The following is a 23,073-nucleotide window of genomic DNA, read 5'->3' as shown; positions in this document are numbered from 1 at the left end:
GGGCATCGGCTTACGTACCGTAAAAGAACGGCCACAAGCCTTGCATTTACATAACTTCATGAGTTGTTCACCTTGTTGAGAGAGATAATATTGTGTGCGTACACACACGAGTTTGAGACAGCTGAATCATGGCTGAGCCCTTGTAAATAAAGGCTCTCAGGCGATTTACGCGTAATTCTTCTTGCAGAAGACTCTACTAGAGGCTTGTCGAGTTTTTAGAGTGGTAACAGCCCCAAGTTTCCCCACAGCGTTTCAATCGCCATTGATTCGGGACAACCGAATAGAAGCGAGTTTATTAAGCTGGTAACAGCTAACGGGAACATCAGAACAACATCTGCACCGTAATGGCGAGCGATCCAATGTCCAGCCGCTTGCTCATAATCTGGCTGGTGGATTATTTGATCGTAGGGCAGTGCTTGATTTCCGTCTGGTGTGTAGTGCATTACTTACCTCCTGAATGGTCTGCAAAGATGTCTCGTGTATGTCCGTGTAACTGTCTTGAGACTTCAAGCTCTGCTGCTTTCCGTAGACGTTCTATATCGTCTTGCTGGAAGTCATAGAAGCTGTTGCGAAGGCCAGTTGTTTCACGTTCGATATGTTGCCTTAACGAAAGAGAAAGTTTCCCCTCTCTCTCAATTGAAGCCTCTGTAGCTTCTGCTACGACCTGTTGTAATGTCAGAGCATCTTGCCTAATGGCGTATGCCGTTAACCCGAAGGTGCCTAATGAAACAGCTAAGATAATAACGCATAGCCATTTCACTAGAGTTAGTTCAGATGATTTCATTTAGTCTCTTTCTGCTGAAATTCTCCGAATGCTTTTTGCATAGCATCTTGCGTATTCTGAGCACTTTGTTCGCTTACCAGTTTGATAACTTCATCCGCCTTCATGCCGGTGACATCCAAGTTCACAGTCACGTTAGGCGCCGCTAAGTTATTGGTGACGCTATTGTTGTTATTCACAACTGGGGATACATCAGCGCTACCATATTCCTTGTACACCCTCTGGGCCGCCTGAGCACTGATGTCAGCTGCACTAATAGGCTTGGGGGCATTGAGCATTAGTCGATAGAATTTATCGCCAATCTCTGGAAGTTCGAACGTTGAGGCGTCGAGCTTTGGAGGTGTGATTGCACCATTGAACTTCACGGTCGGCGCTTGCAGTCCAGCAGCTGGCCCTTCAGTTTTATAATCAGGAGTGCCAGTTAGGAATCTAAACAACCGATCAATCGGGTCTCGTGCAACTGGCTCACCAGTGTTTTGCTTACCACCAAAAGTTGCCGGCTTAATTGCAGGACTATCAGGACTTAGACTATCGATTTTGTTCCCCGCCTGTTCTGGTGTAGAATCTTTACCGAGTGTCCAGCGAAGGAATGTCGCTGCCAAATTGTTCAGAGCAGTGTCCACTTTAATGGCCGTTTCAGACAATGGCTTCAAAGCTGCGTTAAGTTCCATTTCGCTCTGTAGACGGTTGTTGATTGCACCGATCAATTCAGGACTTTGATCAAGTCCTTGTTGTTGTAGAAACTTATTATTCGATAGTCTCGTGGCGTTCGCGTCGATGGAATCAGACTGACGTCGAATTGCATCCGAGTTTTCTTTAACAAAAAGAGCAATACCCTTCTCGAAATCGATAGCCTTTAAGTTACCTGCTGTGGTGCTCTGACGGAAATCACCTTCAAGGTTATTGCCTTTATAGTGATTACGTTCTGCCCATGAACGGCGGATTGGCTCAATAAGCAGAGGTGCGGCTTCGCTGAACGTGTTTAAGTCTTCTCTGTCCCCCTGTCCTTTACTTCTAACCTGTTGTAGCTGAAGGCTCGTACGGCGTTGCTCTTCACGAGTCATACCAGCGCCACGGTAAGCACTCTGCTGTGTCTCAAAACTTGCTGTAGACGCGCTGAGAGACTGTCCACGGGCCATTTGGGCAAGAAGGAACGTTCTGTAATCCTTGGCAGAATCGTTGTCTACCGCTGTACCGTACTTCGCACTGATGCGTAGGAATTCGTCACGAGCAAAATCCTTGTTTGCGGGATTCTTTCCTGCGGCCTGCTCCAAGATGTTGGAGAACTGTTGGCTCTCTGAAACCCTTGCTTGCGTAGCGCCTAGACGGTCACCGAGGGCACCGATAGCCCCCACAATGGCGGCAATGCCAGCGGCAGCACCGCCAACAGCTAGGGCGCCTGTACCGAGACCCAGGAATCCGGTTGAAGGCTTAGGCTCAGCCTGTCGAGCGGTCCATGCGGCTTGTCTTTGTACTGCCCAGCCGTGTTTCTCATCTTGTTGGCGAGAGCGTTCATCTTGCCTCGCAGTACGCGCTTTCTGATTCACTAGCCCAGCTTGATATTTCTCTGCTGCACGTAGACCACGCTCCCGCGCTTGATTCAGTGCGAGGGTGGCTCGCTGCATGGCCGTCATGTTCGCCTGCTGCTTCTGTTGCAATAGAATCGTACGTTGTTGCTGCTGGGCTAGGACGGCTTCCAGACGGCTCTGACGTAGCTTGTGAGTCTCCAAGCCTTGAGCCTGTTTAATCTCTATCCCATTAGCCTTCAGACGTTCCTGATCAGCCTTCGCCGCCTTAGCATCTAGCACCGCCTGCGTGATTTTGTGGCGTGTGGCTTGAGTCTGTAGAGCGACGTTTTCGCGTGTACCCGCCGATACTAGTTTCTGACTGGCAAGCTCTGCTTGGAACGTGGCCTTGCGTGCCTTCTGTACCGCAATCTCGCCTTTCAACTCACGATCAAGACTTGCACGGACAGACTTTTGTAGTTTCTCGTGATCAGCACTGTTACCGTTTTTAACTCCGAATGCAGTATTTAGCTTTCGCTTTAATGTGTCTGCTTCTTTACTCAAGGCTCTCATTTGGAGAGCTGCGTTTTTTAGCATCGCTTCAAACGCTTTTAATGGCGATGAATTAACATCAAATACTAACTTACCCGTGAGGCGGGCGATTTCCTCGTGGTCACTCATAGAACTTTCTCCTCAATGATCCAGCTGCCCACAGGAATTCCGTCCAGAGTTAGAGGCAACTGGTAGCTGCGCGACATCAACTCAGGATGGATTAAGTTGTACAGTCCGCACGTGGCTGAAATAATGCCATCGTCATAAGCACTGGCTGACATTAAAACTCGAAATTTCTTAACTGACTTTGTAACCGCGACTTCAGTAAGTCGCGGATCAGTGGGAGAGTATTTCTCAAGGAGCAGTCGTGTTGTCCCGTCAATCATTTGGCCGCTCCTAAGGCCGTTTTAACTTCAGCGGCGATTCGGTCGCGACGTTTATTAGCTGCTTCAGTTTCTTTGCGTTGCTCTTTCTGAATCTCTAGTCGCACCTGAGCATCGATTTCTTTCTGAATGATTTCGTCGTTATAAGCATCGATTTCAGATTGATAGTCTTGTTCCACTTTGGCGAAGATTTCTACTAGAGCTTCTTGAATATCTTTTTCAGGACGATTCATGTAAAGCTCGAATGAAGAAAGCCCCAAACCTTTGGTGCCGAGCAAAGGATTCATTGTGTAGCCTTCTGAAACCTTGGCAAGCAATGTTGGTGCAATATCGAAAGCCGTTACACACAACACGGCTTCAATGCCACCATCGACAAGTTTGCCAATGGTGCGACCTGTCTTCTCGTCTGTTGCGGCGAATGCGTCATAGCCTTTCTGAGTGGCACGGAAACTCCACTCTGCCAATTCTTTGCGGGTTGCCAGTTCTTGTGGATCAATTTGTTTTAGAACGCCCATGAGGGTTTATCTCCTGTGTTTGTATAGTTGGTGGCCATTAGGCTGTGCTTTAGTGTATTTGGGCTATATTGCCCAGTGTTTCCGGCGCCTGTAGAGGCTCCAAAAGTGCAAGAGGCACTATGCCCTTACTTGCAGTTTTTAGAAGCTCTGGTGAGCGCTGGAGAGGTTAGAAACGGTATAGCGTGATATATGCACGAGCAGCGACAATGCCCATGGGAATTGCATCATGTAAATCATATTCATCAGCTTCAGGATGACTTTGAATCCACGATAGAATGTGAGTCTCGCGGTCCTTAGCAGGAATAGCTTGCTCGCCTCTTAGACGCTGTGATGCTGGTTTAGCTTTACCAGTCTTACCCTTTGATACCTGATTGCTGACATGGGCGGATTTAGCCATCAACTCGCCGATATCAAGAAGCGTTTCATGATCTTTGCTTTGATGCTTGTCGTAGAGAGCTAAAGACTTTTCATTCGCTAGAACAAATAGTTTCAAGGGTGTGTCTGTTGGCGTGTAGCTAGTGCTAACAATTCCGATAATCAGATTGCTCGGTCTGTTCACGACAAAATAGTTCATTGCGGTGTTTCTCCATAAAGTTCCTCCTTTAGGGTTTTTTGGTGGGTTGAGTTAAATTATTGGAACGCGACTAGAACGACTGTCGCGGCGAGTTGGGGAGTCGATGACCCCACAACACTTTGCTGACGTGCGATGAAGTCACAACCGGTTGCCGTGATGTTGCTTAGGTCAACTGAGCCTGTACAGTCAGCGGATACACCAGTCAAAAAAGCTCTGAGGAATGGAGGCGTTGTAAGGTTGTGGCTTGAATAGTCTAGGTGTCCGCGAACGAATGTAGAACCCAATGGGTCTGCGGGATTTCCTACTACTGGTAATTCCATCGTAAACTGATAGATGGCACCTTTACCGCCTTTGAGACTGTCTAGGTAGCCCAACGTGATTAATCCGTTAGTTCCCAGTGCAGAGTAAATACGATAGAAGTCATCAATCGATGCTGGTGCTTGAGCGTGAAGGTATTCCATATGTTTTTTCCTTATGTTTTGAGGGTTAGTTATACGTGAAGCACTGGGAATGGGCGTGTCATCAACGATGTATCAAAGTTTTCAATCTCGGTTAAGAAACCGTCCGCTTCCAGTACAGCAAGCAAATCGGCTTTAAGTTTCTCCTTGTCCGTGGCTGGATTCAGTCCCACGAAGTTGAGCGAGATATTACCGATGATCATTGTCATTTTTGTATCGTCTAAGGCTTCTCGCTGCTTTGAATCCCTATACGACTTCTGGCGGCAAGCGTTACTACAGTGTTTGCTTTGTGTGCGAAACGTGCCGTAGCGGTTACCACACGTAGCACAGATTTTGTAAATCAGAGGCATAGTTTTGCCGTCTCCTTGAGTTGGATAGCTTGTTTAGTTTGGTTTAGGTGGGTGTTACGGGGTGTTACATTAGAAACGCGGTCCAAAGAAAAAGGGAACAAAGTTCCCTTTAAAGTGGCACCAACTAGAGCCAGATCACATTCTTGAATTAGTAACCACTGCCTACAACCACGAAGGCAATTTACATCTCTGTGGTCGTGAGATGCGAAAGTTAGAGGGCTTTCTAATAGTTTCGGCCAAATCGACTACTGGCGATTGTGGAGGCGTTACCGCGCCTTGACCTTCAACGTCGAACAGCCGCCCCTAGGAACTATCGGCGGTCAGACGTGATTTTTTTTTTGAATTCTGGAAGTGCGGAAAGTGCGAATGAAAAAGCTCTCCTACCTACCTATATAATAGCACGAGAATCCCAAAAAGCAAGTAACTTTACACAAAATTTACACTTCTACTCTATCTTATCGTGGCTCGACATGGTATAGGCGCCCACCTCAGAAATCAGGGTCAAACCTTTAGGGCTGGCAATTTGCAAAGAGCATCGAGCTTCTGTCTAGGACTGGCGCCTTCGTCGTAAATGTCAAATGTGACGAGGCCCGTTTCGTGCCCAACGAGATTAGCTACGACATTACCCGGAATACTCTGTCTCAACAGCTGTGTAATTGTTGTTTTCCGAACGCTGTGGAAAACATGCAATGGTCCAAATCCCAACGAAGTTTTTAACCGTCCGAACGCTTTGCTTAAAGAATCACTACGTATACCGTACTTGTTGCCGCCAGAGCTTTTAAGCAGGTAGCCGTCCGCGCTATCTTCGATAAGTCGGTCAATTATTTTCGCGAGTTGTGGATGCACTGGAATCTGTCGCACGCCGGCATAGCTCTTAGCGGCGTCGATATCGATAGTCCGCACACCTTCTACTGTGATTATTGAATCTTTGCGTAGCTTGGCAAGCTCTTCAATTCGAGCGCCACTGTAATAGCCGAGTGCAATCAAATCACACAACGCCCCTTTATCTGAGGATTGCGCAGCTAGGTAAATGTTCGACAGTTCATCGACGGTATAGGCTTTGCGCTTCGTCCTCGCTTTCTCATCAGGGCGGAGTTTAGGTAATGTCTGGCCTTTAAACGGGTTATCTGCACCCTTGAAATCATCACGCCACCTTGCATCGTGCTTGATTACCCATTGCCAAAATGTAGAGCCAGCTAACAAATACTGAGCTTTGGTTTTACTGGTCAGAGGGAGCGATTCAATCCACGACGCCACCGTTTCCTTATTGAGTTTCTTGCCTTCGTCGCGCAGGTAGTCAGATAGCTTGTCGAGTTTGCTTTCCTGCTGGTCAACCGTCTTGGGCGACACACTCGCTTTCTCACGGTATGCACGGAATTTCTCCAGCCTTGCAGCGGTGATTGGGGAGACTGGCTTGTAGGTCGCTGGAGACTCGATAAGCGTTTTAGCTTCATCCAGTTCAGCCGGGGATAAGCCATAGCGGTGTTGTGCGACTTGGGCCATCACGTCTTGAGCGATGTCCGCAGCTCCTTGCACGCCGTCAATCAGGTTGGTGGAGACGTCCTGTAAAAAGGCCCGTGTCCTGTCCACAAGTCCCGTAGCGCCTTGTGACTCCAAGTGATGAACATCACTCAGTAAAGCGGGTGATAGATCAAAAAGCTTGGCTGCACGAGCGTAAATTGCATCGTGTGTATCCCCTATGGCCGTTGAAGGATTCCTGACAGCATTAATAATGCTTGCGTCTACTCTTTGCTGAAAGATTGTGCCTTCATCCGCCAACGCTGGGCGCCACTGCTCACGGGCGAGAATCTTCTGATCCTTCGCGGCCTTTATCTCTGCTTTCCACTGGGCAAGGATAGGTAGACGCCGATCCATTGCTTCCGCCTTGTTACTGGTGCCGGTAGTCTTGATTAGCTTGGAGCGACCACCAAAGGCGTGACGTACCTCTACAGGGACCGCCATGCGGACATACCAAGCGCTTTCTCCGGGCTTTCGTACAAGGTGGGTAGCCATGATGAATAGTCTCTACTTTGACCACTCAATTTGACCACTCTATTCGCTGGAAGCCAAGTAATACCGTGCCTGAAGGGCTGTAGAGATTAAATATGAGAGTCCCTATCTCTCCGCCATTATTGCTACACGCTAAACCCCCGATAACGGAGACGTTATCGGGGGTTTTTCGTTTCTGGTTCTGAATCTCAAAGCAGATTAGGGCAGAAACGGCGTTCTCCAGGCCGCCCGCAGGGCGCTATCCCTTTTGCCTAGCGAGTCGATCAAGTCCGGAATTGCATGGATTGATGGGGCGTCAGACGTTCGCTAAGAAGCAGCGGACCCAGGCGGTACTCAGGTGGTAGCGTTTTGCCAGCGGCGCGTTCAGAATGCCCGCTTTATCTGATCGCCATGGAGAGCGAAATGAGTGAAGCAATAGCAGTTGCCACCCCGCAGAAGCGGTACGTTGGGTTTCTTCTCGGACTGGGTATTTTGTTTTTCCCCTTACTGTTTGGCTGGATGTTGCTGAGAAAGGGGCATTCGTTGCTTGCACGCATCATCGGGTTGACATGGATGGTATTGTCTTTTCTATCCCTGCTCGGCATCGCTTCAGTGTCCAAGACCAGCTATGACAGGTATGTAGAGTCGGCGGCAAACTCAGCCCTGTCTAGTTCGAAGGCGACGCCTAGAGAGCAAGCTCATGCGACACCGATCAAGGCATACACCGCTTCGCAGGTTGCTACCAGTTACGACGACAACACAGTTGCGGCTGACATTCAGTTTAAAGACAAGCGCGTCAAAGTAAGTGGGCGAATTACCGATATCAACACTGACATGTTTGGCAAACCATACCTGGTGTTGGCAGGCACGAATCAGTTCATGGGGCCGCAATTCAAGTTCGACAAATCGGACATGTCCGTGATGGCTACCATGAAGAAAGGAACTACGGTTTCTGTGATTTGTACTGGCAAAGGCGACGTTGCCAAAATACCAATGTTTGAAGACTGTGAGATGTCGCAGTAGCTTTGCGTTATTAGTATTGACAGCCCCGGTCCCGATCTATCGATCTCGCACCAATTTGCGGTTTTTTCGCAAGCAAGGCCCATCTTCGTGATGGGCTTTTTGCTGTCCCAGCGAGAGAGGAGAAAGTGCGATGGTTCTGATATCTACTTCCTCTGTAGTTTGCGTAGCTGAGGCTGCGGAGCTGACAACCGCAACAAGTGGGCGAAGGGGTCAAGAATGACCCTACAGAACGCGCGACTGACTATTACTCATTGCGTTTACGGGCAGGCCACGAGAACAATGCGCCTCACATCAAGGAGTAACACATGAAACGGATTTTGCTCGCTGGACTGCTCGTCCTCATATTTTTCGTGCTTGCGACGTCGCCAGTCGTAAAGCGCTGGACCGGAAGCTACCTCGCACCAATCAGCACGCCGCTAAACACGGCAACCGCGCCTTCCGCTTCACCGATCCAGCCAGTCAGTCGGGTCAAGTGCGACGGACGCAAGTACTGCTCGCAAATGACGTCCTGCGCCGAGGCGACAGCCTTCTTGCAGCGGTGTCCGGGCACCGAAATGGACGGTGACGGCGATGGAGTGCCCTGCGAATCCCAGTGGTGTCGCTAGAGGACGGATCGAATCGGACATCAATCCCTGTCAGAACCCATTCTCGGGCCCAATCGGCAACAACGTCTCCAGATCCAGCAACGTAAAGTACCCACTCCCATCCTGCAGCCATCCACCGGTATCAATGTGATGGACGTTGCCCAGTATCAGTGGGCTGGAGATGGGGGTGTGGCCGACGACGACGGCGCGGACGTCGGGGATGGTGCGTTTGTTTTGTTCCTGGAAGCGGGTGCGGGACCACATGCAGGCTTTCTCGACCAGGCGCAGGCGCTCGTCGCTTTCCGGGGTTTCCAGTTCGCCCTTCATGTCGGCCCAGGTGCGGAAGACGCAGTCGGCGTGGACGATGCCGACCACGCCTTCGGTGGTTTCGACCTCAATGGCAATCGGCATGTCGGTGAACAGGGTCTGATGGTTGCGCTGTTGTTTGTGCGGCATGTCGAAGAACCATGAGCCGCCGTAGAAGATCCACTGGTTGATGTTGCAGGTGTCGAACCGGACGACGTAGTCATCGTGGTTGCCGCGCACGGCGTGGAACCAGGGCTGGCTCAGCCAGGCGATGGCGTCTTCGTTTTCCGGGCCTCGGTCGACCAGATCGCCCACGCTGAAAAGACGGTCGACGGCCGGGTCAAAGCCCGCCGCCTCCAGCGCCGTCTGCAGCCGGGTGAAGTGGCCGTGGATATCACCCACGGCAATGTCACGGCCCAGGGGGTTCCTGGAGAAACGCTTCACACGGGTCACTTCAATTGTTTCGACCATGGCCTTCTCCGGACATCGTAATACGGGTGGCGAGCGCTTGAGTTGCGTTGGCAATCGCGGATGCCTTGCTCGCGACTGCCTTAGTTTCGCACGGACCGCGGGGGCGTCCTAACGCTGGCCGCCGCCCGGTCAGGACACGTTGATCACAACCTTGCCGAACGCGCCTTTGGCCAGATGCTCGTAGGCCTGCCGGGCGTCTTCGAACGAGTAGACCTTGTCGATCACCGGGCGAATTTGGTTTTCGTTGAGGAACGCGTTCATCCGGTCAAACGACGAGCGCGGCGCGACAGCGATACCGCGCAGCGTGGTCTGGCGGAAGATCAACGGCATCAGGCTCAACTCGGTGGTTTGACCGGTCAGGAAGCCGATCTGTGCGATCTTGCCTGCCGCCTTGGTCGCGGCGATGGACTGATTCAGGCCATTCCCGCCTGCGACGTCCAACAGCAGGTCAACGCCTTTGCCGTCAGTGAGTTTCAGCACTTCTTCTTCCCACTTCGGGTGCGTCTTGTAGTTGACCCCGGCCACGGCCCCAAGTTTTTTCGCCGCTTGCAGATTTTCGTCACGGCTGGAGGTGACGATGACCTTGGCACCCAGTGCTGTCGCCAGCTGCACCGCGAAGATCGACACACCGCCGGTGCCTTGGATGAGGACAGTTTCACCGGGTTTGATCTGGCCGTAATCCATCAGCGCATACCAGGCGGTCAGTGCGGCAATGGGCAGCGTCGACGCTTCTTCGTCAGACATGTTTTGCGGCGCACCCACGGCGCTTTCCTCGTGGATGATCATGTATTCAGCCAAACCGCCTGGCAGGGGAGAGCCGAAGCAGTATTCCGGCTCGTCGGGACCCGGGGGGCCGTCAATCCAGCGGGAGTACAGGTGCGAATTGACGCGGTCGCCCACTTTGAAACGGCTCACGCCTTCGCCCACAGCAACCACGGTGCCAGCGGCGTCGCTCACGGGGATCAACGGCTTGGGCACTTTGTGCGGTTCGTAGATGCCGTCGACGATGGCTTTGTCGCGAAAGTTGAGGGACACCGCGCCCACCTTGACCAGCAGCTCACCGGCCTTGGGTTCGGGGATGGGCGTTTGGTCGAGGACCAGATTGTCCAGCCCGAAATCCTGAAGTAGCCATGCTTTCATGTCGTTGCTCCGTAAGCGGCGCCAGAGAAGGCTGGCGCGATGCGGCCATTGTTGCCGCTGGCGGTACGCGGATAAATGCGTGGGGCAGGAAAGCACTGTTATGCTCCACGGCAACAATCTGTCTGATATGAGCGTGACTGGCGGCAACAAAACGGAGGTTCGACGGCGTTATGGAACTGCTTCAATCCATGCAGGTATTCGCTCGGGTGGCTGAGCTGGGCAGCTTCACCCGGGCGGCGGATGCGTTGCAGACCGGTCGTCCTCAGGTCACGCGTGCCATCCAGGAGCTGGAAGCCTCCCTGGGCGTCCGGTTGTTTCAGCGCACTACCCGGCAAGTCAGGCTGACGACGCAAGGGGAGCAGTTTTACGAGCGCGTGACCGATATTCTCGCCAGCGTTGCCCAGACCAAGGCGATGTTCGACGTCACTGGTGCGTCCCTGCGCGGGAAATTGCGCGTCGACATTCCTACGGCCTTCTCGCAACCGGTGTTCATCGCCAGCTTGCGGGAGTTCGCCGACACCCATCCGGACATCGAGCTGGTGCTGGGTGTCACCGACCGAGCGGTGGATCTGGTGGCCGAAGGGGTGGACTGCGTGCTTCGCATCGGTGAGTTGCCTGACTCCAGCCTCGTCGCACGGCGCATCGGCATGGCCACCATGGTCACCTGCGCAGCGCCGGGTTACATCGAGGAATTCGGCGCCCCGCAGACGCTGGACGAACTGAGCGCCCACCGTGGCGTAAGTTTCCTGTCCGGCCAGAACCATCGACCGCTGCCATGGCAGTTCTCGCAGGAGGGCACTGACCGTAGCTATATCAACCGTCGCGGGATCATCGTCAACGAGTCCAACGCCTACGTGCAATGTGGCGTAGCGGGCTTCGGCCTCCTTCAGGCGCCGGGCATCACCCTGGACAAATACCTGGCGGACGGCTCGTTGGTGGAGGTGTTGAAACCCTATCGGCCTCGGCCGCGCCCGTTCTCCGTGTTATACCCGAGCCGATCGCAGCTGGCGCCCCAGGTGCAGGCATTTGTCGATTGGTTAAGCAGCCGTTTCCCCGGGCTTTACAGCCGCTGGCTGCAAGGGAGTGGCTGACTGCGCCGCTACGGCGTGCCGTTTCGTCCGTACAGACGAAACCCCGGACGCTGGGTCAGCCGCTCATAGTAGCGGTTGACCGCTGGCAGGTGAGGCCGATCAAAGGGTGTTTCGAACCAGCGATTGACTGACAACCCGATGGGGATATCGCCCAGCGAAAACTCGCCACCGGCCACGTAACCCCCGTCGATTTGGCGCACTCCGTTTATTTGGTTAGTCTGGCCGCCACCTCGCGCCCACCTTCAATTGGAATCTTCAGGTGATAAAACCCCTGCCGCTGATACGCCGCCGATTCGCTTCCATGCGCTGGCGCACACGGGTCACCCTGTGGGCTGCGGCGACGCTGGCGGGTTTGCTGGTCGTGATGTTTGCCCGACTGGCCGATCTGGCGCTGGCGCAATTCGCTCAACAGACTGCCGAGCGGCCGTGGCTGCCGTTTTTCTATACGCCGTTGATCGGCATGCTGGTGGTGTGGCTGACCACGCGCTTTTTTGTCGGCGCTCAGGGCAGCGGCATCCCCCAAGTGATCGCGGCGACGCGTCTGGTTCATCAAGGCAAGCGCGTCGATAAGCTGGTGTCCCTGCGCATCGCCTTCGCCAAGATAGGCCTGGGCACACTGGCGCTGACAGGTGGTTTTTCAGCCGGACGTGAAGGGCCGTCGGTACAAGTGGCGGCGTCCATCATGCATTTCTTCCACCGCTTTTTGCCCAACGCTCGCATTATTCGCGCCGAAGACCTCATTCTGGCGGGCGGTGCTGCGGGCATCGCCGCTGCCTTCAATACACCGCTGGCGGGCATCGCGTTTGCGGTGGAGGAACTGGGGCGCAAGCTGGAGACTCGCACCAGCGGCGTGCTGCTGAGCACTATCATCCTGTCGGGGATGGTCGCCATCGCCCTGCAGGGCAATTACAACTATTTCGGGCATTTCGACGTCCAGGCCATCACGCTCGACATCGTCGTTCCTGTCATTGCCATCGGTGTGGGTTGCGGGCTGTTGGGCGGTTTGTTCAGCCGCATGCTGTTGTGGCCGCAGCGCCATCAACGCTTTGCGTTATGGGAATGGCGCCGCTTGCATCCGGTGTGGTTCGCCGGTGCGTGCGGCTTGATCGTGGCACTGCTGGGCTGGCTCAGTGGCGGGACGTCATTTGGCAGCGGTTACGGCATCACCTCGCAAGTGATCGCCTCCGACATCGGCCTGCCGTGGCATGCGCCGATCACGCGATTTCTGGCAACCGTCGTGACGTATTTTTCCGGCATCCCCGGCGGCATCTTCGCTCCGGCACTGGCGGTGGGCGCAGCGGTGGGTGCCAACGCCGCCGAATGGTTCGGCCTGGGGGCGCAGCCGATCATTGCCCTGTGCATGGTGGGTTTTCTGGCCGCCGTGACCCAATCGCCCATCACCTCCGCGATCATCGTCATGGAAATGATCGACAGCCACTCAATGGTGATCAGCCTGATGGCCGTTGCGCTGCTGGCCAAAGCGGTCAGTTCAAGGATGGGGCCAGAGTTGTATCAGCAATTGGCGCGGGGCTTTATTCAGGCAGCGGGTGCCGACAACCGCGGCAAGGGCTGAAAGCGCGTCAAGGCAACTCTTCCCACTGCACATCGCTCAGGCGGTGTCTCATGGCGTGTTGCTCCAGTGCCGCCTGTTCGGATCGGTCGTCGGACGTGTTATGCAGCACGCCGATTCTGGCGTGCAGGCAGGCGTAATACCACGCGTCCGAATCGGACATCGTGCGGTCGGGTTGGATGAAGGTCTGTCGTTCCTCCTTGAAGCGATAGGTGATTTCAAAAAACCGCTGCACTGCCATTACCGTCTCCTGGTGGTGTCGGTATGACATCAGTGGCGTTACGCCAGTTCAGTGCTGAATCGCTTCTTTTATCAGTACACCTGACAACTTCTTCACTACCCAACCCGCCAACGCCTCAGCCATCATTTCGCCGTTGGGAGGGTGACAAAATGTCGCAACCGGCTCGAGACGCGTAAGATAGGCCCCCTGAATTTCATCTCCCCATTTTTTCGGACGGATCCTGCGTCGAGTTGTCGTGCTCATGTGTCTGAAGCATCGACCGCCGGGGCCCGTGTTCGAACCGTTATTGATATGAGTAAACAGAAAAAGGCGATCACTGAAAATGACCAAGACCTCGCGACCTTTATATATTTCTTACGCCGGCCCTTCTTTGCTGGAAATGCCGCTGCTCAACAAGGGCAGTGCCTTCACCCCGCAAGAGCGCATCGATTTCAACCTGGTCGGCCTGTTGCCGCAGAACGTTGAGACGATCGAAGAACAAGTGGCCCGCGTGTTCAGTCAGTACAAGCAATGCGCCAGCGATCTCGACAAGCACATCTATCTGCGGTCGATCCAGGACAACAACGAAACCTTGTTCTTCCGCCTGCTGGACTCACACCTGGACGAGATGCTGCCGATCATCTACACCCCGACGGTCGGCCAGGCCTGTCAGGAATTCTCCAAGATTTACCGCACCCACCGCGGCCTGTTCATTTCCTACCCTGAGCGCGACCGCATCGACGATATCCTGCGCAGCGCGACGAAAGATCGCATCAAGATCATCGTGGTCACCGACAGCGAGCGCATCCTCGGGCTGGGCGACCAGGGCATCGGCGGCATGGGCATCCCCATCGGCAAGCTGTCGCTGTACACCGCGTGCGGCGGCATCAGCCCGGCCTACACGCTGCCCATCGTGCTCGACGTCGGCACCAATAACCAGGAATTGCTCGACGACCCGATGTACATGGGCTGGCGCCACAAGCGCGTCACCGGCAAGGAATACGAAGACTTCGTGGCGCTGTTCATCGAAGCCGTACAAACCCGCTGGCCGGACGTGCTGTTGCAGTTCGAAGACTTTGCGCAAACCAACGCCATGCCGTTGCTGGAGAAGTACCGCAACGAACTGTGCTGCTTCAACGATGACATCCAGGGCACCGCATCGGTGGCGGTGGGCACGTTGCTTGCCGCCTGCAAGGCCAAGAACGAAACCCTGGGCCAGCAACGCGTGGTGTTCCTCGGCGCAGGTTCGGCCGGTTGCGGCATCGCCGAGCACATCATCGCGGCCATGGTGATCGAAGGCCTGAGCGAATCCGAAGCGCGCAAACGCGTGATGATGGTCGACCGTTTCGGGCTGCTGACCGACAGCATGGACAACCTGCTGGAGTTCCAGAAAAACCTCGCGCAAAAGGCCGGCGATGTCGCGGGCTGGGCCAGTGCCGACGAGTATCCGTCGTTGCTGGATGTGGTGCGTAACGGCCAGCCGACCGTGTTGATCGGGGTCTCCGGCCAGCGCGGCCTGTTCACCGAGGAAATCATCCGCGAGATGCACAGGCACTGTGCCAAGCCGCTGGTGATGCCGTTGTCGAACCCGACCTCGAAAGTTGAAGTCACGCCGCAGGAAGTCCTGACCTGGACCAATGGCGACGCGCTGGTGGCCACCGGCAGTCCGTTTGCGCCGGTGACCGTAGGCGACCGCACTTTCCACATCGCTCAGTGCAACAACTCCTACATCTTCCCGGGCATCGGCCTGGGTGTGATCGCGGCAAAAGCCACGCGCATCACCGACAAAATGCTGATGGCCGCGTCCAACGCGCTGGCTGAATGCTCGCCTATGGTCACCGGCAAGGGCGATGCTGTACTGCCGCCGTTGAAGGAAATCCAGGGTGTGAGCAAGAAGATCGCGCTGGCGGTTGCCTTGCAGGCCCAGGCTGACGGTGTGGCGCTGGAGACCACGCAAGAGCTGCTGGCCGAAGCCATCGAGCGCAACTTCTGGATGCCAAACTACCGCAGCTACCGTCGTAGCGCGGTGTAAGCCGCAGCGCTGAACCTGTGTAGGAGCGCGCTTGCCCGCGATGGCGGTGGATCGGCGTCCCTGAGCCCGCCTACAGACCTTGTTCGCGGGCAAGCGCGCTCCTACAACGTTTGTGCCTGACATTCCACACCAAGGCCGCCGCATGAACACATGCGGCGGTCTTTTGTTTTGCGCAGAAAAACTTCAGGATGGACCTTCGACCTAAAACAAAAACAAGAAGATCAGCGAGGGACCCATGCAAACGGCACCTGTGCTCTATGACTATGTAATCGTCGGCGCGGGCCCGGCAGGCTGTTTGTTGGCCAATCGGCTGTCGGCCAATCCCCGGCACCGCGTGTTGCTGCTGGAAGCGGGCGGCCAGGACAACTATCCCTGGATTCATGTGCCGGTGGGCTACCTCTACTGCATCGGCAATCCGCGCACCGACTGGTGCTTCAAGACCGAGGCCGAACCTGGCTTGAACGGCCGCTCGCTCAATTATCCCCGTGGCAAAGTGCTGGGCGGATGTTCTTCCATCAACGGCATGATCTATATGCGTGGCCAGTCTCGCGACTATGACGAGTGGGCGGCGCAGGGCAACAAGGGCTGGTGTTGGCAGGACGTGCTGCCGATGTTTATCCAGTCGGAAAATCACTATGGCGGCGAGTCATCATTGCACGGCGCCAAAGGCGAATGGCGCGTGGAGCAACAGCGCCTGCACTGGCCGATCCTTGACGCGTTTCGCCAGGCGGCGGCGCAGACCGGCATTGCCTCGATCCCGGACTTCAACGGTGGCGACAACGAGGGCTGCAGCTATTTTCAGGTCAACCAGCGACGCGGCGTGCGCTGGAACGCTTCCAAGGCTTTTTTAAGACCGATTGCCCACCGGCCTAATCTGACCGTCATGACGAGCGCGGAAGCCGTGCGGATCGAATTCGACAACGGTCGCGCCAGTGCTGTCATTGCTCGGGTAGAGCAGGCTGAAAAACATCTGGTCGCACGCCGGGAAATCATTCTGTGCTGCGGCTCCATCGGCTCGCCCATGCTGTTGCAGCGCTCAGGCATCGGGCCGCGTGCGCTGCTGGAAAAGCTTGGCATCGATGTGCGCCGTCACTTGCCGGGCGTGGGTGGCAACCTTCAGGATCATCTGCAATTGCGCCTTATCTACAAAGTCAGCAACGGCCGCACCCTCAATCAGATGGCCGGCAGCTTGTGGGGCAAGATGAACATGGGGCTGCGCTACGCGATCAACCGAAGCGGCCCGCTGGCCATGGCACCGAGTCAGCTGGGTGCATTTGCCCGATCAGGGCCCGAGCAGACCCGCGCCAACCTGGAATACCACGTGCAACCCTTGTCCCTGGAACGCTTCGGCGAACCGCTGCATGCCTTTCCCGCGTTCACCGCATCGGTGTGCGACCTGCGCCCGCGCAGTCGTGGCTCGGTGCAGATTCGCTCTGCGTTGCCCGATGCAGCGCCGATCATTCAACCCAATTACCTCAGCCACGATGAAGACCTGAAAGTGGCCGCCGCTGCCATTCGGCTGACCCGCAGGATTGCCGCCGCGCCTGCGCTGGCGGCCTTCGAGCCCGTTGAATACCTGCCTGGCGCCAGTCTGCAAAGCGAGGCGCAGTTGCGTGAGGCTGCCAGCGTGATCGGCACGACGATTTTCCATCCGGTGGGCACCTGCAAAATGGGGCAGGGGGCCGATGCGGTGGTGGATGAACGACTGAGGGTGCATGGGATTGACGGACTGCGCGTGGTGGATGCCTCGATCATGCCCACCATCACCTCCGGGAACACCTGCTCGCCGACGCTGATGATTGCCGAGAAAGCCGCGCACATGATCATTGCCGATGCGCGTCAGGCCGACCGTGCTATCGACACGCCCGATACCAGGACCCGCGATTCGGTGAATTGAATGATCAGGCAGTCGGAGATGCACTGCTGATCATTGGGTTGTGCAGGATATTTTCCGGCAAATAAAAGCGGCTTGATAACACCATTTGTTCGCATCCTTTTCACACAAAATTGATGGCTGCGTACCTAGAGTTCGCCACGTTGGAGGGGTGATTGTCCGTTGCTCCTTTGTGCACGCTAACGTGAGTCAAACGACCCTCATGCTGAACATCAAAGCAGTTCGTCCCGAGCTAGTGACCTTGCTCGCCAGTGGTTTTCTGTTGCTCGGGTTTAACCTGACCCTGTGGCAGCATGTGTTCGCAATCACTGAGTTCAACAGTAAAGGCCTGCTGCTGCGCGTAGCCTTCGGCGTGATGGTTTTTGGTGTTTTCAATATCGTTCTGACGTGGCTTGCTTTCAGAAACGTCATGAAGCCGGTGTTGATAACGCTGTTTATGATCAGTGCCGGTGTGGCGTATTTCATGAGTCAGTACGGCGTGATGATTGATGCCGGTATGCTGCGTAACTTTGCCGAGACCAACATTACCGAAGTGCGGGACTTGTTGTCCTTGAAGTTGCTCGCTTACATCGTAGTGCTGGGTGTGTTGCCATCGCTGATCGTGTGGAAAGTACCGGTCAACTACCATCGCTGGCACCGTGAGCTGATCAGCAAGGCACTGGTCAGTGCCGTCTGTGCGGCAGCAATCGGCGGCATCGCGCTGCTTAATTATCAAGGCCTTTCTTCTTTGTTTCGTAATCACCACGAATTGCGTTTGATGGTGGTGCCCAGCAACTACCTTGGCGCCTCAATCGGCTACCTGAGCGAGCAAGTAGTGTCGGCACAAAAGCCGTTCGTGACGCTGGGCGCGGACGCGAAACTCGACAGCGCATGGTCGCAGCACACGCGCAAATCCCTGACAGTGCTGGTGGTGGGCGAGAGCGCCCGCGCCGAGAACTTCGGCATCCTGGGCTACAACCGTGACACCACACCGCAACTTAAACAGGAGCGCGGCGTGATTGCTTTCTCCGACGTGCACTCCTGCGGGACCGAGACCGCCGTGTCCGTGCCCTGCATGTTTTCCAACCTGGGCCGCAAGGATTACAGCGCCTCGGGCGCACGAAACCGGGAGGGGATGCTCGATGTGCTCAAACACGCCGGTTTGAATGTGGTCTGGCGGGACAATCAGTCGGGGTGCAAAGGCACGTGTGATCGCGTGACGCTGCAGGATGTCAGCAATCTCAAAGATCCGGTGTTGTGTGCCAATAACGAATGCCGAGATGAAATACTGCTGCAAGGGCTGCAGGCGTTTATCGACCATCTGGACAAGGACACCGTATTAGTCCTGCATCAAATGGGCAGCCACGGTCCGGAATACTTCAAGCGTTATCCGAAAGCGTATGAAAAGTTTACGCCCGTCTGTGAAAGTAACGCGCTGAACAATTGCACCCGCGACAGTATTGTTAACGGCTACGACAACACCCTGTTATATACCGATCATGTATTGGCCAGCCTGATCGACATTCTGCGCAGTAATCAGAACAACGTCGACACGGCCATGCTGTATTTGTCGGATCATGGTGAATCACTGGGCGAGTACAACCTGTTTCTCCATGGCACGCCTTACATGCTGGCGCCGGATCAACAGAAACACGTGCCAATGATTGCCTGGTTCTCCGATAACTATCAGCAGTCGTTTGCGGTGAACACGCGCTGCTTGCAAGGCGAACGCAATGCGCCGCTCAGTCAGGACAACCTGTTTCATTCGATGCTGGGCTTGTTGAAAGTCGACACCACGGTTTACAACCCGGCCCTGGATATGTTCGCCAATTGCCGCGGGATCTACACCGACGGGGTGCTTGCCAACCAATGATCCCATGCATTAACCCGCTGGAGCCGATGGACGGTTGTTCGATCCTGCCCGCAAGCGCTGCGCAAATGATGAAGATGCTCAAGACTTGCAGCTCAGATGCCCGGTAATTGCTGATAGCGATATATACTGCGCGCCATTCTTCAAGGGAGAGCCGTGTGGCCATCGATATTCATTGGATTCGCGACGACGACAGCCTCGCCCGACATTGCGCACAGTGGCAGGCCCTGCCGTTTGTGGCCCTCGACACCGAGTTCATGCGGGTCGACACCTTCTATCCCATCGCCGCACTGCTGCAGATTGGCGACGGCTCCCGCGCCTACCTCATCGACCCGTTGCTGATCAGCGACTGGCGCCCCCTGGCCTCCTTGCTGGAAAACCCTGACGTCATCAAGGTCGTGCACGCCTGCAGCGAAGACCTCGAAGTCCTGTTGCGTCTGACCGGCAGCCTGCCGGCGCCGCTGTTCGACACGCAACTGGCCGCCGCTTACCTGAACCTGGGTTTCTCCATGGGGTATTCGCGCCTGGTGCAGGAAGTGCTCAGCATCGACCTGCCCAAGGGTGAAACCCGCTCTGACTGGCTGCAGCGTCCGCTGTCCGAAACCCAGATCAGCTACGCCGCGGAAGACGCCGTGCACCTGGCCGAAGTCTATGCCCTGCTGCGCCCGCGCCTGTCCGACGAGAAATACGCGTGGGTGGTTGAAGACGGCGCCGAACTGGTGGCCAACCTGCGTCGCGAGACCGACCCCTACGAGGTCTACCGGGAAGCCAAGCTGGCGTGGAAACTGTCCCGCGCCCAGTTGGCGGTCCTGCGCGAGTTGTGCGCCTGGCGCGAGAAGGAAGCCCGTGCCCGCAACCAGCCGCGCAACCGCGTGCTGCGCGAGCATGCGTTGTGGCCGCTGGCCAAGTCCCAGCCCGATAACCTTGCGGCGCTGGCGAAGATCGAAGACATGCACCCCAAGACCGTGCGCCAGGACGGCCAGTTTCTGCTGGACCTGATCAAGCAAGCCGGCAGCCTGTCCCAGGATCAATGGCCGCCGGCGGTGCCCGAGCCGTTGCCGATCGACGCGGCTAACGTTCTCAAGTCGCTGAAGGTCATCGGCCAGCAGGAGGCAGAACGCCTGGACATGGCCCCTGAGCTGATGTTGCGCAAGAAAACCCTGGAAGCGCTGCTCAAGACCGGTTACCCCGACGGTCCCTATCATTTGCCCGATTCGTTGCGTGGCTGGCGCCGCGAGTTGATGGGTCAGACGCTGCTCGACAGCCTGGCCACCCCCGGAGAACAGCCTTGAAACGTATTTGCTCCATCTACCGCAGCCCGCGGCGCAACGAAATGTACCTTTATGTGCTCAAGAGCGATGCCCTTGAGCGCGTGCCGGAGGAATTGCTGGCCGCGTTCGGCACGCCGCAACTGGCGTTCAACCTGGTGCTGACCCCTGAACGGGTGCTGTCGCGCGAAGACATCCATGCCGTGCTCGCCAACCTGGAAAAGCAGGGCTATCACCTGCAGATGCCGCCGGCTGAAGACGACTACATCGAGCACCTGCCCGAAGAACTGCTGCGCCGCAACGACCCGATGTAATTGACACCCCGTTTGCCGTCCAAGACCCTGCAAGCCATCGCAGGGGTTTACCGGACCGGTGTGTGCCGCCCGTTCATGATTGAACCGGCTGCCACATCGGTCGCATGTCCCGTTTTTTTGAGTTTTGAATCATGCGCGTCCTGATCGCCGACCACGATTTTTCTGTTTACACCCGATTGCTCCGTAACGCCGCTCCCGACATTGAAGTGCTGAGCAGCGGCGACTCCGCTGAACTGTCACGCATGGCCGCAGACGCACCCGTGTGGCTGGGCCAGCCCGATCTGATGGCCAATCTGCTGCGCCAGGGTCACAAACCGCAATGGCTGCAGTCGACCTGGGCGGGTATCACCCCGCTGCTGGCCGACGGCTTGAACCGTGACTACCGCCTGACCCGCGCGGTGGGCATCTTCGGTCAGGTCATGGCCGAGTTTGTGCTGACCTACATGCTGGTCCATGAGCGCGAAGTGCTGGCCCGACTGGTCAGCCAAGTCGAGCGCAAATGGGACAACCGCCTGGGCCATGGCCTGATGGGGCGCAAAGCCTTGATCGTTGGCGCTGGAAACATCGGCGCCACGGTGGCGAAGTTTCTACAGCCGTTTGGGGTTGAGCTGTACGGCATCGCCTCGACGCCGCGCTCCCAAGCGCCGTTCATCGAAGTCGGGGAGCCGAGCGATCTGGGGCGAATGGTGGGGGAGATGGATTTCGTCATCAATTTGCTGCCTGAACTGCCGAGCACCCACGACCTGTACAACGCCGCGTTGTTTGCTCAGTTCAAGCCGTCGGCGCTGTTCATCAACATCGGGCGCGGGACGGCCGTGGTGGATGCCGATCTGGTCGAGGCCTTGAAGGAAGGGCACCTGGCAGGCGCCGTCATCGACGTCTGCCGCCAGGAGCCGCTGCCGCAACGCCATCCGTTCTGGACCGCCTGGGGCCTGCTGCTGACCGGGCATAGCTCGGGGCCGACCTCGACGTCGATGATGACGCAGCTGTTCGTCGAGAATTTGCAGGCGTTCACTGCAGGCGAACCGTTGCGCGGTGAAGTGGATTTCATCAAGGGTTACTGAGCCCCGCACCCTTTGACCGCGTTGATCTACCGACAGTCGCACGCGCTTGGCCCTGACGGCCGTGAGCTCTAGACTGTCGGCCTTTTCACTCCTTGATACCGATCCCTGCACCCATGGCCGCTAAAGTCGAACCTTTCTGGAAACGCAAGACCCTCGATCAGCTTGACACGGTCGAGTGGGAGTCCTTGTGCGACGGATGCGGGTTGTGCTGCCTGCAGAAGCTTGAAGACGAGGACGACAACAGCGTCTATTACACGCGGATTGCCTGCAAGCTGCTGGACCTCAAGACGTGTCAGTGCACCGATTACCCGAACCGTCGGGCGTCAGTGCCCGATTGCATCCAGCTCACGCCGGGGCAGGCCGATGAATTCAAGTGGTTGCCGCCGACCTGTGGCTATCGGTTGGTCAGCGAGGGTCAGGATCTGCCGCTGTGGCATCACCTGGTGTGTGGCGATCGCGACGCCGTGCATCAGGCGCGCATCTCGCAATCAGGGCGCATGCTGAGCGAAACCGCCGTGTCGGAAGACGATTGGGAAGATCACCTGATCTTTCGGGCGGGATAATTCGGTCGTAGACCTGTAGGAGCTCTTGACCTGTAGGAGCGCGCTTGCCCGCGATAGCTTTTCTTCAGGCATCAATCAGTGACTGAAATACCGCAATCGCGGGCAAGCGCGCTCCTACAGTTGCAGTTGACGCTTAGATATCAGTCTTCGGCGCTTTAACCGCATCAACGCTTTTCACCACGGCTTCTTCGGCGACCACTTCTGCTTTGGTCTTCAGGCTGCTCAGTTCGGCGCCGGCACGCTGAATGCGGGATTTGGCCTGATCCAGGTCACTGCGACCTTTTTCGACCAGCGATTTTGCCGAGCAGTGGCCAGTGATGCCACGCGCCAGCACAGCGCCGCCGATAGCCAGTTGCACCAGCCCGAAGATACCACCGCGACGCAGGCCTTTGCCCATCATCAACACGCCGCCAGCCAGGGAGCCGATACGCTCCCAACCTTGCACGTTCTGCTCAGGATGGTGCTGGAGTGGGGTGTCAATGCGTTCAACGATAGGGGTGTCGCTCATGATGTTTCTCCATGATGAGGTAGGGTCCTTAAAGCTGACTGCTTGCGTCCGAATCTGTTCAATGCGTTT

The 23,073-nt window shown here is 56.0% G+C and carries 24 protein-coding genes; 11 read left to right on the top strand and 13 right to left on the bottom strand.

Translation table 11 applies throughout. The features are described from left to right. Positions 1 to 215: 215 nt before the first annotated feature. From ABQX22_RS00515 to ABQX22_RS00480, 8 genes are all read right to left on the bottom strand, one after another. Positions 216 to 443, bottom strand: coding sequence for a hypothetical protein (locus ABQX22_RS00515; RefSeq protein ID WP_349795435.1), 228 nt, complete (start codon positions 441 to 443; stop codon positions 216 to 218). Next, the gene (locus ABQX22_RS00510) at positions 443 to 784 is read right to left on the bottom strand and encodes a hypothetical protein (RefSeq protein ID WP_349795433.1); all 342 of its coding nucleotides are present in this window, start codon (positions 782 to 784) and stop codon (positions 443 to 445) included. The genes ABQX22_RS00515 and ABQX22_RS00510 overlap by 1 nt, the downstream gene beginning before the upstream one ends. After that, complete coding sequence (locus ABQX22_RS00505) at positions 781 to 2,967, bottom strand: hypothetical protein (protein WP_349795432.1); 2,187 nt, start codon at positions 2,965 to 2,967, stop codon at positions 781 to 783. The genes ABQX22_RS00510 and ABQX22_RS00505 overlap by 4 nt, the downstream gene beginning before the upstream one ends. Next, positions 2,964 to 3,224, bottom strand: a complete 261-nt coding sequence (locus tag ABQX22_RS00500) for a hypothetical protein (RefSeq protein ID WP_349795430.1) — start codon at positions 3,222 to 3,224, stop codon at positions 2,964 to 2,966. Before ABQX22_RS00500 ends, ABQX22_RS00505 begins: the two co-directional genes overlap by 4 nt. Further along, positions 3,221 to 3,736 carry a hypothetical protein gene (locus tag ABQX22_RS00495; protein WP_349795428.1) on the bottom strand — a complete coding sequence of 172 codons (516 nt, stop codon included), beginning with the start codon at positions 3,734 to 3,736 and terminating at the stop codon, positions 3,221 to 3,223. The genes ABQX22_RS00500 and ABQX22_RS00495 overlap by 4 nt, the downstream gene beginning before the upstream one ends. Before the next feature lie 166 nt (positions 3,737 to 3,902). Continuing rightward, complete coding sequence (locus ABQX22_RS00490) at positions 3,903 to 4,310, bottom strand: hypothetical protein (RefSeq protein ID WP_349795426.1); 408 nt, start codon at positions 4,308 to 4,310, stop codon at positions 3,903 to 3,905. 490 nt (positions 4,311 to 4,800) lie between these two features. Further along, positions 4,801 to 4,977 carry a hypothetical protein gene (locus ABQX22_RS00485; RefSeq protein ID WP_349795424.1) on the bottom strand — a complete coding sequence of 59 codons (177 nt, stop codon included), beginning with the start codon at positions 4,975 to 4,977 and terminating at the stop codon, positions 4,801 to 4,803. Positions 4,978 to 5,619: 642 nt separating this feature from the next. Beyond that, positions 5,620 to 7,131, bottom strand: a complete 1,512-nt coding sequence (locus tag ABQX22_RS00480; RefSeq protein WP_349795422.1) for a tyrosine-type recombinase/integrase — start codon at positions 7,129 to 7,131, stop codon at positions 5,620 to 5,622. A 399-nt stretch (positions 7,132 to 7,530) separates the two neighbouring features. Between ABQX22_RS00480 and ABQX22_RS00475 the strand changes: the two genes are divergently transcribed. Then, positions 7,531 to 8,130: an OB-fold protein gene (locus tag ABQX22_RS00475; RefSeq protein WP_349795420.1), complete on the top strand. Its 600-nt coding sequence runs from the start codon at positions 7,531 to 7,533 to the stop codon at positions 8,128 to 8,130. Positions 8,131 to 8,435: 305 nt separating this feature from the next. Further along, complete coding sequence (locus tag ABQX22_RS00470) at positions 8,436 to 8,735, top strand: excalibur calcium-binding domain-containing protein (RefSeq protein ID WP_349795418.1); 300 nt, start codon at positions 8,436 to 8,438, stop codon at positions 8,733 to 8,735. Positions 8,736 to 8,765: 30 nt separating this feature from the next. Here ABQX22_RS00470 and ABQX22_RS00465 read toward each other — a convergent pair whose 3' ends face one another. Both ABQX22_RS00465 and ABQX22_RS00460 read right to left on the bottom strand, forming a co-directional pair. Further along, positions 8,766 to 9,491: a metallophosphoesterase gene (locus ABQX22_RS00465; protein ID WP_349795416.1), complete on the bottom strand. Its 726-nt coding sequence runs from the start codon at positions 9,489 to 9,491 to the stop codon at positions 8,766 to 8,768. Between the two features lie 129 nt (positions 9,492 to 9,620). After that, positions 9,621 to 10,631, bottom strand: coding sequence for a zinc-dependent alcohol dehydrogenase family protein (locus ABQX22_RS00460; RefSeq protein ID WP_349795414.1), 1,011 nt, complete (start codon positions 10,629 to 10,631; stop codon positions 9,621 to 9,623). A 170-nt stretch (positions 10,632 to 10,801) separates the two neighbouring features. Here ABQX22_RS00460 and ABQX22_RS00455 point away from each other — a divergent pair, with 170 nt between their 5' ends. Further along, on the top strand, positions 10,802 to 11,722 hold the full coding sequence (locus ABQX22_RS00455) for a LysR family transcriptional regulator (protein WP_349795412.1): 921 nt from the start codon (positions 10,802 to 10,804) through the stop codon (positions 11,720 to 11,722). Positions 11,723 to 11,730: 8 nt separating this feature from the next. Here ABQX22_RS00455 and ABQX22_RS00450 read toward each other — a convergent pair whose 3' ends face one another. Continuing rightward, positions 11,731 to 11,922: a hypothetical protein gene (locus ABQX22_RS00450; RefSeq protein ID WP_349795410.1), complete on the bottom strand. Its 192-nt coding sequence runs from the start codon at positions 11,920 to 11,922 to the stop codon at positions 11,731 to 11,733. A gap of 101 nt (positions 11,923 to 12,023) precedes the next feature. Between ABQX22_RS00450 and ABQX22_RS00445 the strand changes: the two genes are divergently transcribed. After that, positions 12,024 to 13,295 carry a chloride channel protein gene (locus ABQX22_RS00445; protein WP_349795408.1) on the top strand — a complete coding sequence of 424 codons (1,272 nt, stop codon included), beginning with the start codon at positions 12,024 to 12,026 and terminating at the stop codon, positions 13,293 to 13,295. 7 nt (positions 13,296 to 13,302) lie between these two features. Here the strand turns inward: ABQX22_RS00445 and ABQX22_RS00440 are convergent, their stop codons facing one another. Beyond that, positions 13,303 to 13,533 carry a DUF6555 family protein gene (locus ABQX22_RS00440; protein WP_349795406.1) on the bottom strand — a complete coding sequence of 77 codons (231 nt, stop codon included), beginning with the start codon at positions 13,531 to 13,533 and terminating at the stop codon, positions 13,303 to 13,305. Positions 13,534 to 13,855: 322 nt separating this feature from the next. Here ABQX22_RS00440 and ABQX22_RS00435 point away from each other — a divergent pair, with 322 nt between their 5' ends. From ABQX22_RS00435 to ABQX22_RS00405, 7 genes are all read left to right on the top strand, one after another. Continuing rightward, positions 13,856 to 15,544, top strand: coding sequence for an NAD-dependent malic enzyme (locus ABQX22_RS00435; RefSeq protein ID WP_349795404.1), 1,689 nt, complete (start codon positions 13,856 to 13,858; stop codon positions 15,542 to 15,544). 235 nt (positions 15,545 to 15,779) lie between these two features. After that, positions 15,780 to 17,441: a GMC family oxidoreductase gene (locus tag ABQX22_RS00430; protein ID WP_349795402.1), complete on the top strand. Its 1,662-nt coding sequence runs from the start codon at positions 15,780 to 15,782 to the stop codon at positions 17,439 to 17,441. Between the two features lie 199 nt (positions 17,442 to 17,640). Then, entirely contained in the window at positions 17,641 to 19,290 is a 1,650-nt protein-coding gene (locus ABQX22_RS00425; RefSeq protein WP_349795400.1) for a phosphoethanolamine transferase, read from the top strand. A 155-nt stretch (positions 19,291 to 19,445) separates the two neighbouring features. Further along, positions 19,446 to 20,579 (top strand): ribonuclease D, encoded by a 1,134-nt coding sequence (gene rnd, locus ABQX22_RS00420; RefSeq protein ID WP_349795398.1) that lies wholly within the window; start codon positions 19,446 to 19,448, stop codon positions 20,577 to 20,579. Further along, positions 20,576 to 20,869 carry a YcgL domain-containing protein gene (locus ABQX22_RS00415; protein ID WP_349795396.1) on the top strand — a complete coding sequence of 98 codons (294 nt, stop codon included), beginning with the start codon at positions 20,576 to 20,578 and terminating at the stop codon, positions 20,867 to 20,869. The genes rnd and ABQX22_RS00415 overlap by 4 nt, the downstream gene beginning before the upstream one ends. Before the next feature lie 131 nt (positions 20,870 to 21,000). Further along, positions 21,001 to 21,933 (top strand): D-2-hydroxyacid dehydrogenase, encoded by a 933-nt coding sequence (locus ABQX22_RS00410; RefSeq protein WP_349795394.1) that lies wholly within the window; start codon positions 21,001 to 21,003, stop codon positions 21,931 to 21,933. 113 nt (positions 21,934 to 22,046) lie between these two features. Next, a complete protein-coding gene (locus ABQX22_RS00405) occupies positions 22,047 to 22,496 on the top strand; it encodes a YcgN family cysteine cluster protein (RefSeq protein WP_349795392.1) in 450 nt (149 codons plus the stop codon). Between the two features lie 133 nt (positions 22,497 to 22,629). Here ABQX22_RS00405 and ABQX22_RS00400 read toward each other — a convergent pair whose 3' ends face one another. Continuing rightward, positions 22,630 to 23,004 (bottom strand): YgaP family membrane protein, encoded by a 375-nt coding sequence (locus ABQX22_RS00400; RefSeq protein WP_349795390.1) that lies wholly within the window; start codon positions 23,002 to 23,004, stop codon positions 22,630 to 22,632. Between the last annotated feature and the right edge of the window lie 69 nt (positions 23,005 to 23,073).

It is taken from the genome of Xanthomonas sp. WHRI 1810A (assembly GCF_040202885.1).
Lineage (GTDB): Bacteria > Pseudomonadota > Gammaproteobacteria > Pseudomonadales > Pseudomonadaceae > Aquipseudomonas.
This window is presented reverse-complemented; position numbering and strand designations above follow the sequence as displayed.

What these genes read in the sequence shown, in the direction of transcription:
- ABQX22_RS00515 (WP_349795435.1), bottom strand. Translation starts at nt 443, where the DNA reads ATGCACTACACACCAGACGGAAATCAAGCACTGCCCTACGATCAAATA.
- ABQX22_RS00510 (WP_349795433.1), bottom strand. Translation starts at nt 784, where the DNA reads ATGAAATCATCTGAACTAACTCTAGTGAAATGGCTATGCGTTATTATC.
- ABQX22_RS00505 (WP_349795432.1), bottom strand. Translation starts at nt 2,967, where the DNA reads ATGAGTGACCACGAGGAAATCGCCCGCCTCACGGGTAAGTTAGTATTT.
- ABQX22_RS00500 (WP_349795430.1), bottom strand. Translation starts at nt 3,224, where the DNA reads ATGATTGACGGGACAACACGACTGCTCCTTGAGAAATACTCTCCCACT.
- ABQX22_RS00495 (WP_349795428.1), bottom strand. Translation starts at nt 3,736, where the DNA reads ATGGGCGTTCTAAAACAAATTGATCCACAAGAACTGGCAACCCGCAAA.
- ABQX22_RS00490 (WP_349795426.1), bottom strand. Translation starts at nt 4,310, where the DNA reads ATGAACTATTTTGTCGTGAACAGACCGAGCAATCTGATTATCGGAATT.
- ABQX22_RS00485 (WP_349795424.1), bottom strand. Translation starts at nt 4,977, where the DNA reads ATGACAATGATCATCGGTAATATCTCGCTCAACTTCGTGGGACTGAAT.
- ABQX22_RS00480 (WP_349795422.1), bottom strand. Translation starts at nt 7,131, where the DNA reads ATGGCTACCCACCTTGTACGAAAGCCCGGAGAAAGCGCTTGGTATGTC.
- ABQX22_RS00475 (WP_349795420.1), top strand. Translation starts at nt 7,531, where the DNA reads ATGAGTGAAGCAATAGCAGTTGCCACCCCGCAGAAGCGGTACGTTGGG.
- ABQX22_RS00470 (WP_349795418.1), top strand. Translation starts at nt 8,436, where the DNA reads ATGAAACGGATTTTGCTCGCTGGACTGCTCGTCCTCATATTTTTCGTG.
- ABQX22_RS00465 (WP_349795416.1), bottom strand. Translation starts at nt 9,491, where the DNA reads ATGGTCGAAACAATTGAAGTGACCCGTGTGAAGCGTTTCTCCAGGAAC.
- ABQX22_RS00460 (WP_349795414.1), bottom strand. Translation starts at nt 10,631, where the DNA reads ATGAAAGCATGGCTACTTCAGGATTTCGGGCTGGACAATCTGGTCCTC.
- ABQX22_RS00455 (WP_349795412.1), top strand. Translation starts at nt 10,802, where the DNA reads ATGGAACTGCTTCAATCCATGCAGGTATTCGCTCGGGTGGCTGAGCTG.
- ABQX22_RS00445 (WP_349795408.1), top strand. Translation starts at nt 12,024, where the DNA reads ATGCGCTGGCGCACACGGGTCACCCTGTGGGCTGCGGCGACGCTGGCG.
- ABQX22_RS00440 (WP_349795406.1), bottom strand. Translation starts at nt 13,533, where the DNA reads ATGGCAGTGCAGCGGTTTTTTGAAATCACCTATCGCTTCAAGGAGGAA.
- ABQX22_RS00435 (WP_349795404.1), top strand. Translation starts at nt 13,856, where the DNA reads ATGACCAAGACCTCGCGACCTTTATATATTTCTTACGCCGGCCCTTCT.
- ABQX22_RS00430 (WP_349795402.1), top strand. Translation starts at nt 15,780, where the DNA reads ATGCAAACGGCACCTGTGCTCTATGACTATGTAATCGTCGGCGCGGGC.
- ABQX22_RS00425 (WP_349795400.1), top strand. Translation starts at nt 17,641, where the DNA reads ATGCTGAACATCAAAGCAGTTCGTCCCGAGCTAGTGACCTTGCTCGCC.
- ABQX22_RS00410 (WP_349795394.1), top strand. Translation starts at nt 21,001, where the DNA reads ATGCGCGTCCTGATCGCCGACCACGATTTTTCTGTTTACACCCGATTG.
- ABQX22_RS00405 (WP_349795392.1), top strand. Translation starts at nt 22,047, where the DNA reads ATGGCCGCTAAAGTCGAACCTTTCTGGAAACGCAAGACCCTCGATCAG.
- ABQX22_RS00400 (WP_349795390.1), bottom strand. Translation starts at nt 23,004, where the DNA reads ATGAGCGACACCCCTATCGTTGAACGCATTGACACCCCACTCCAGCAC.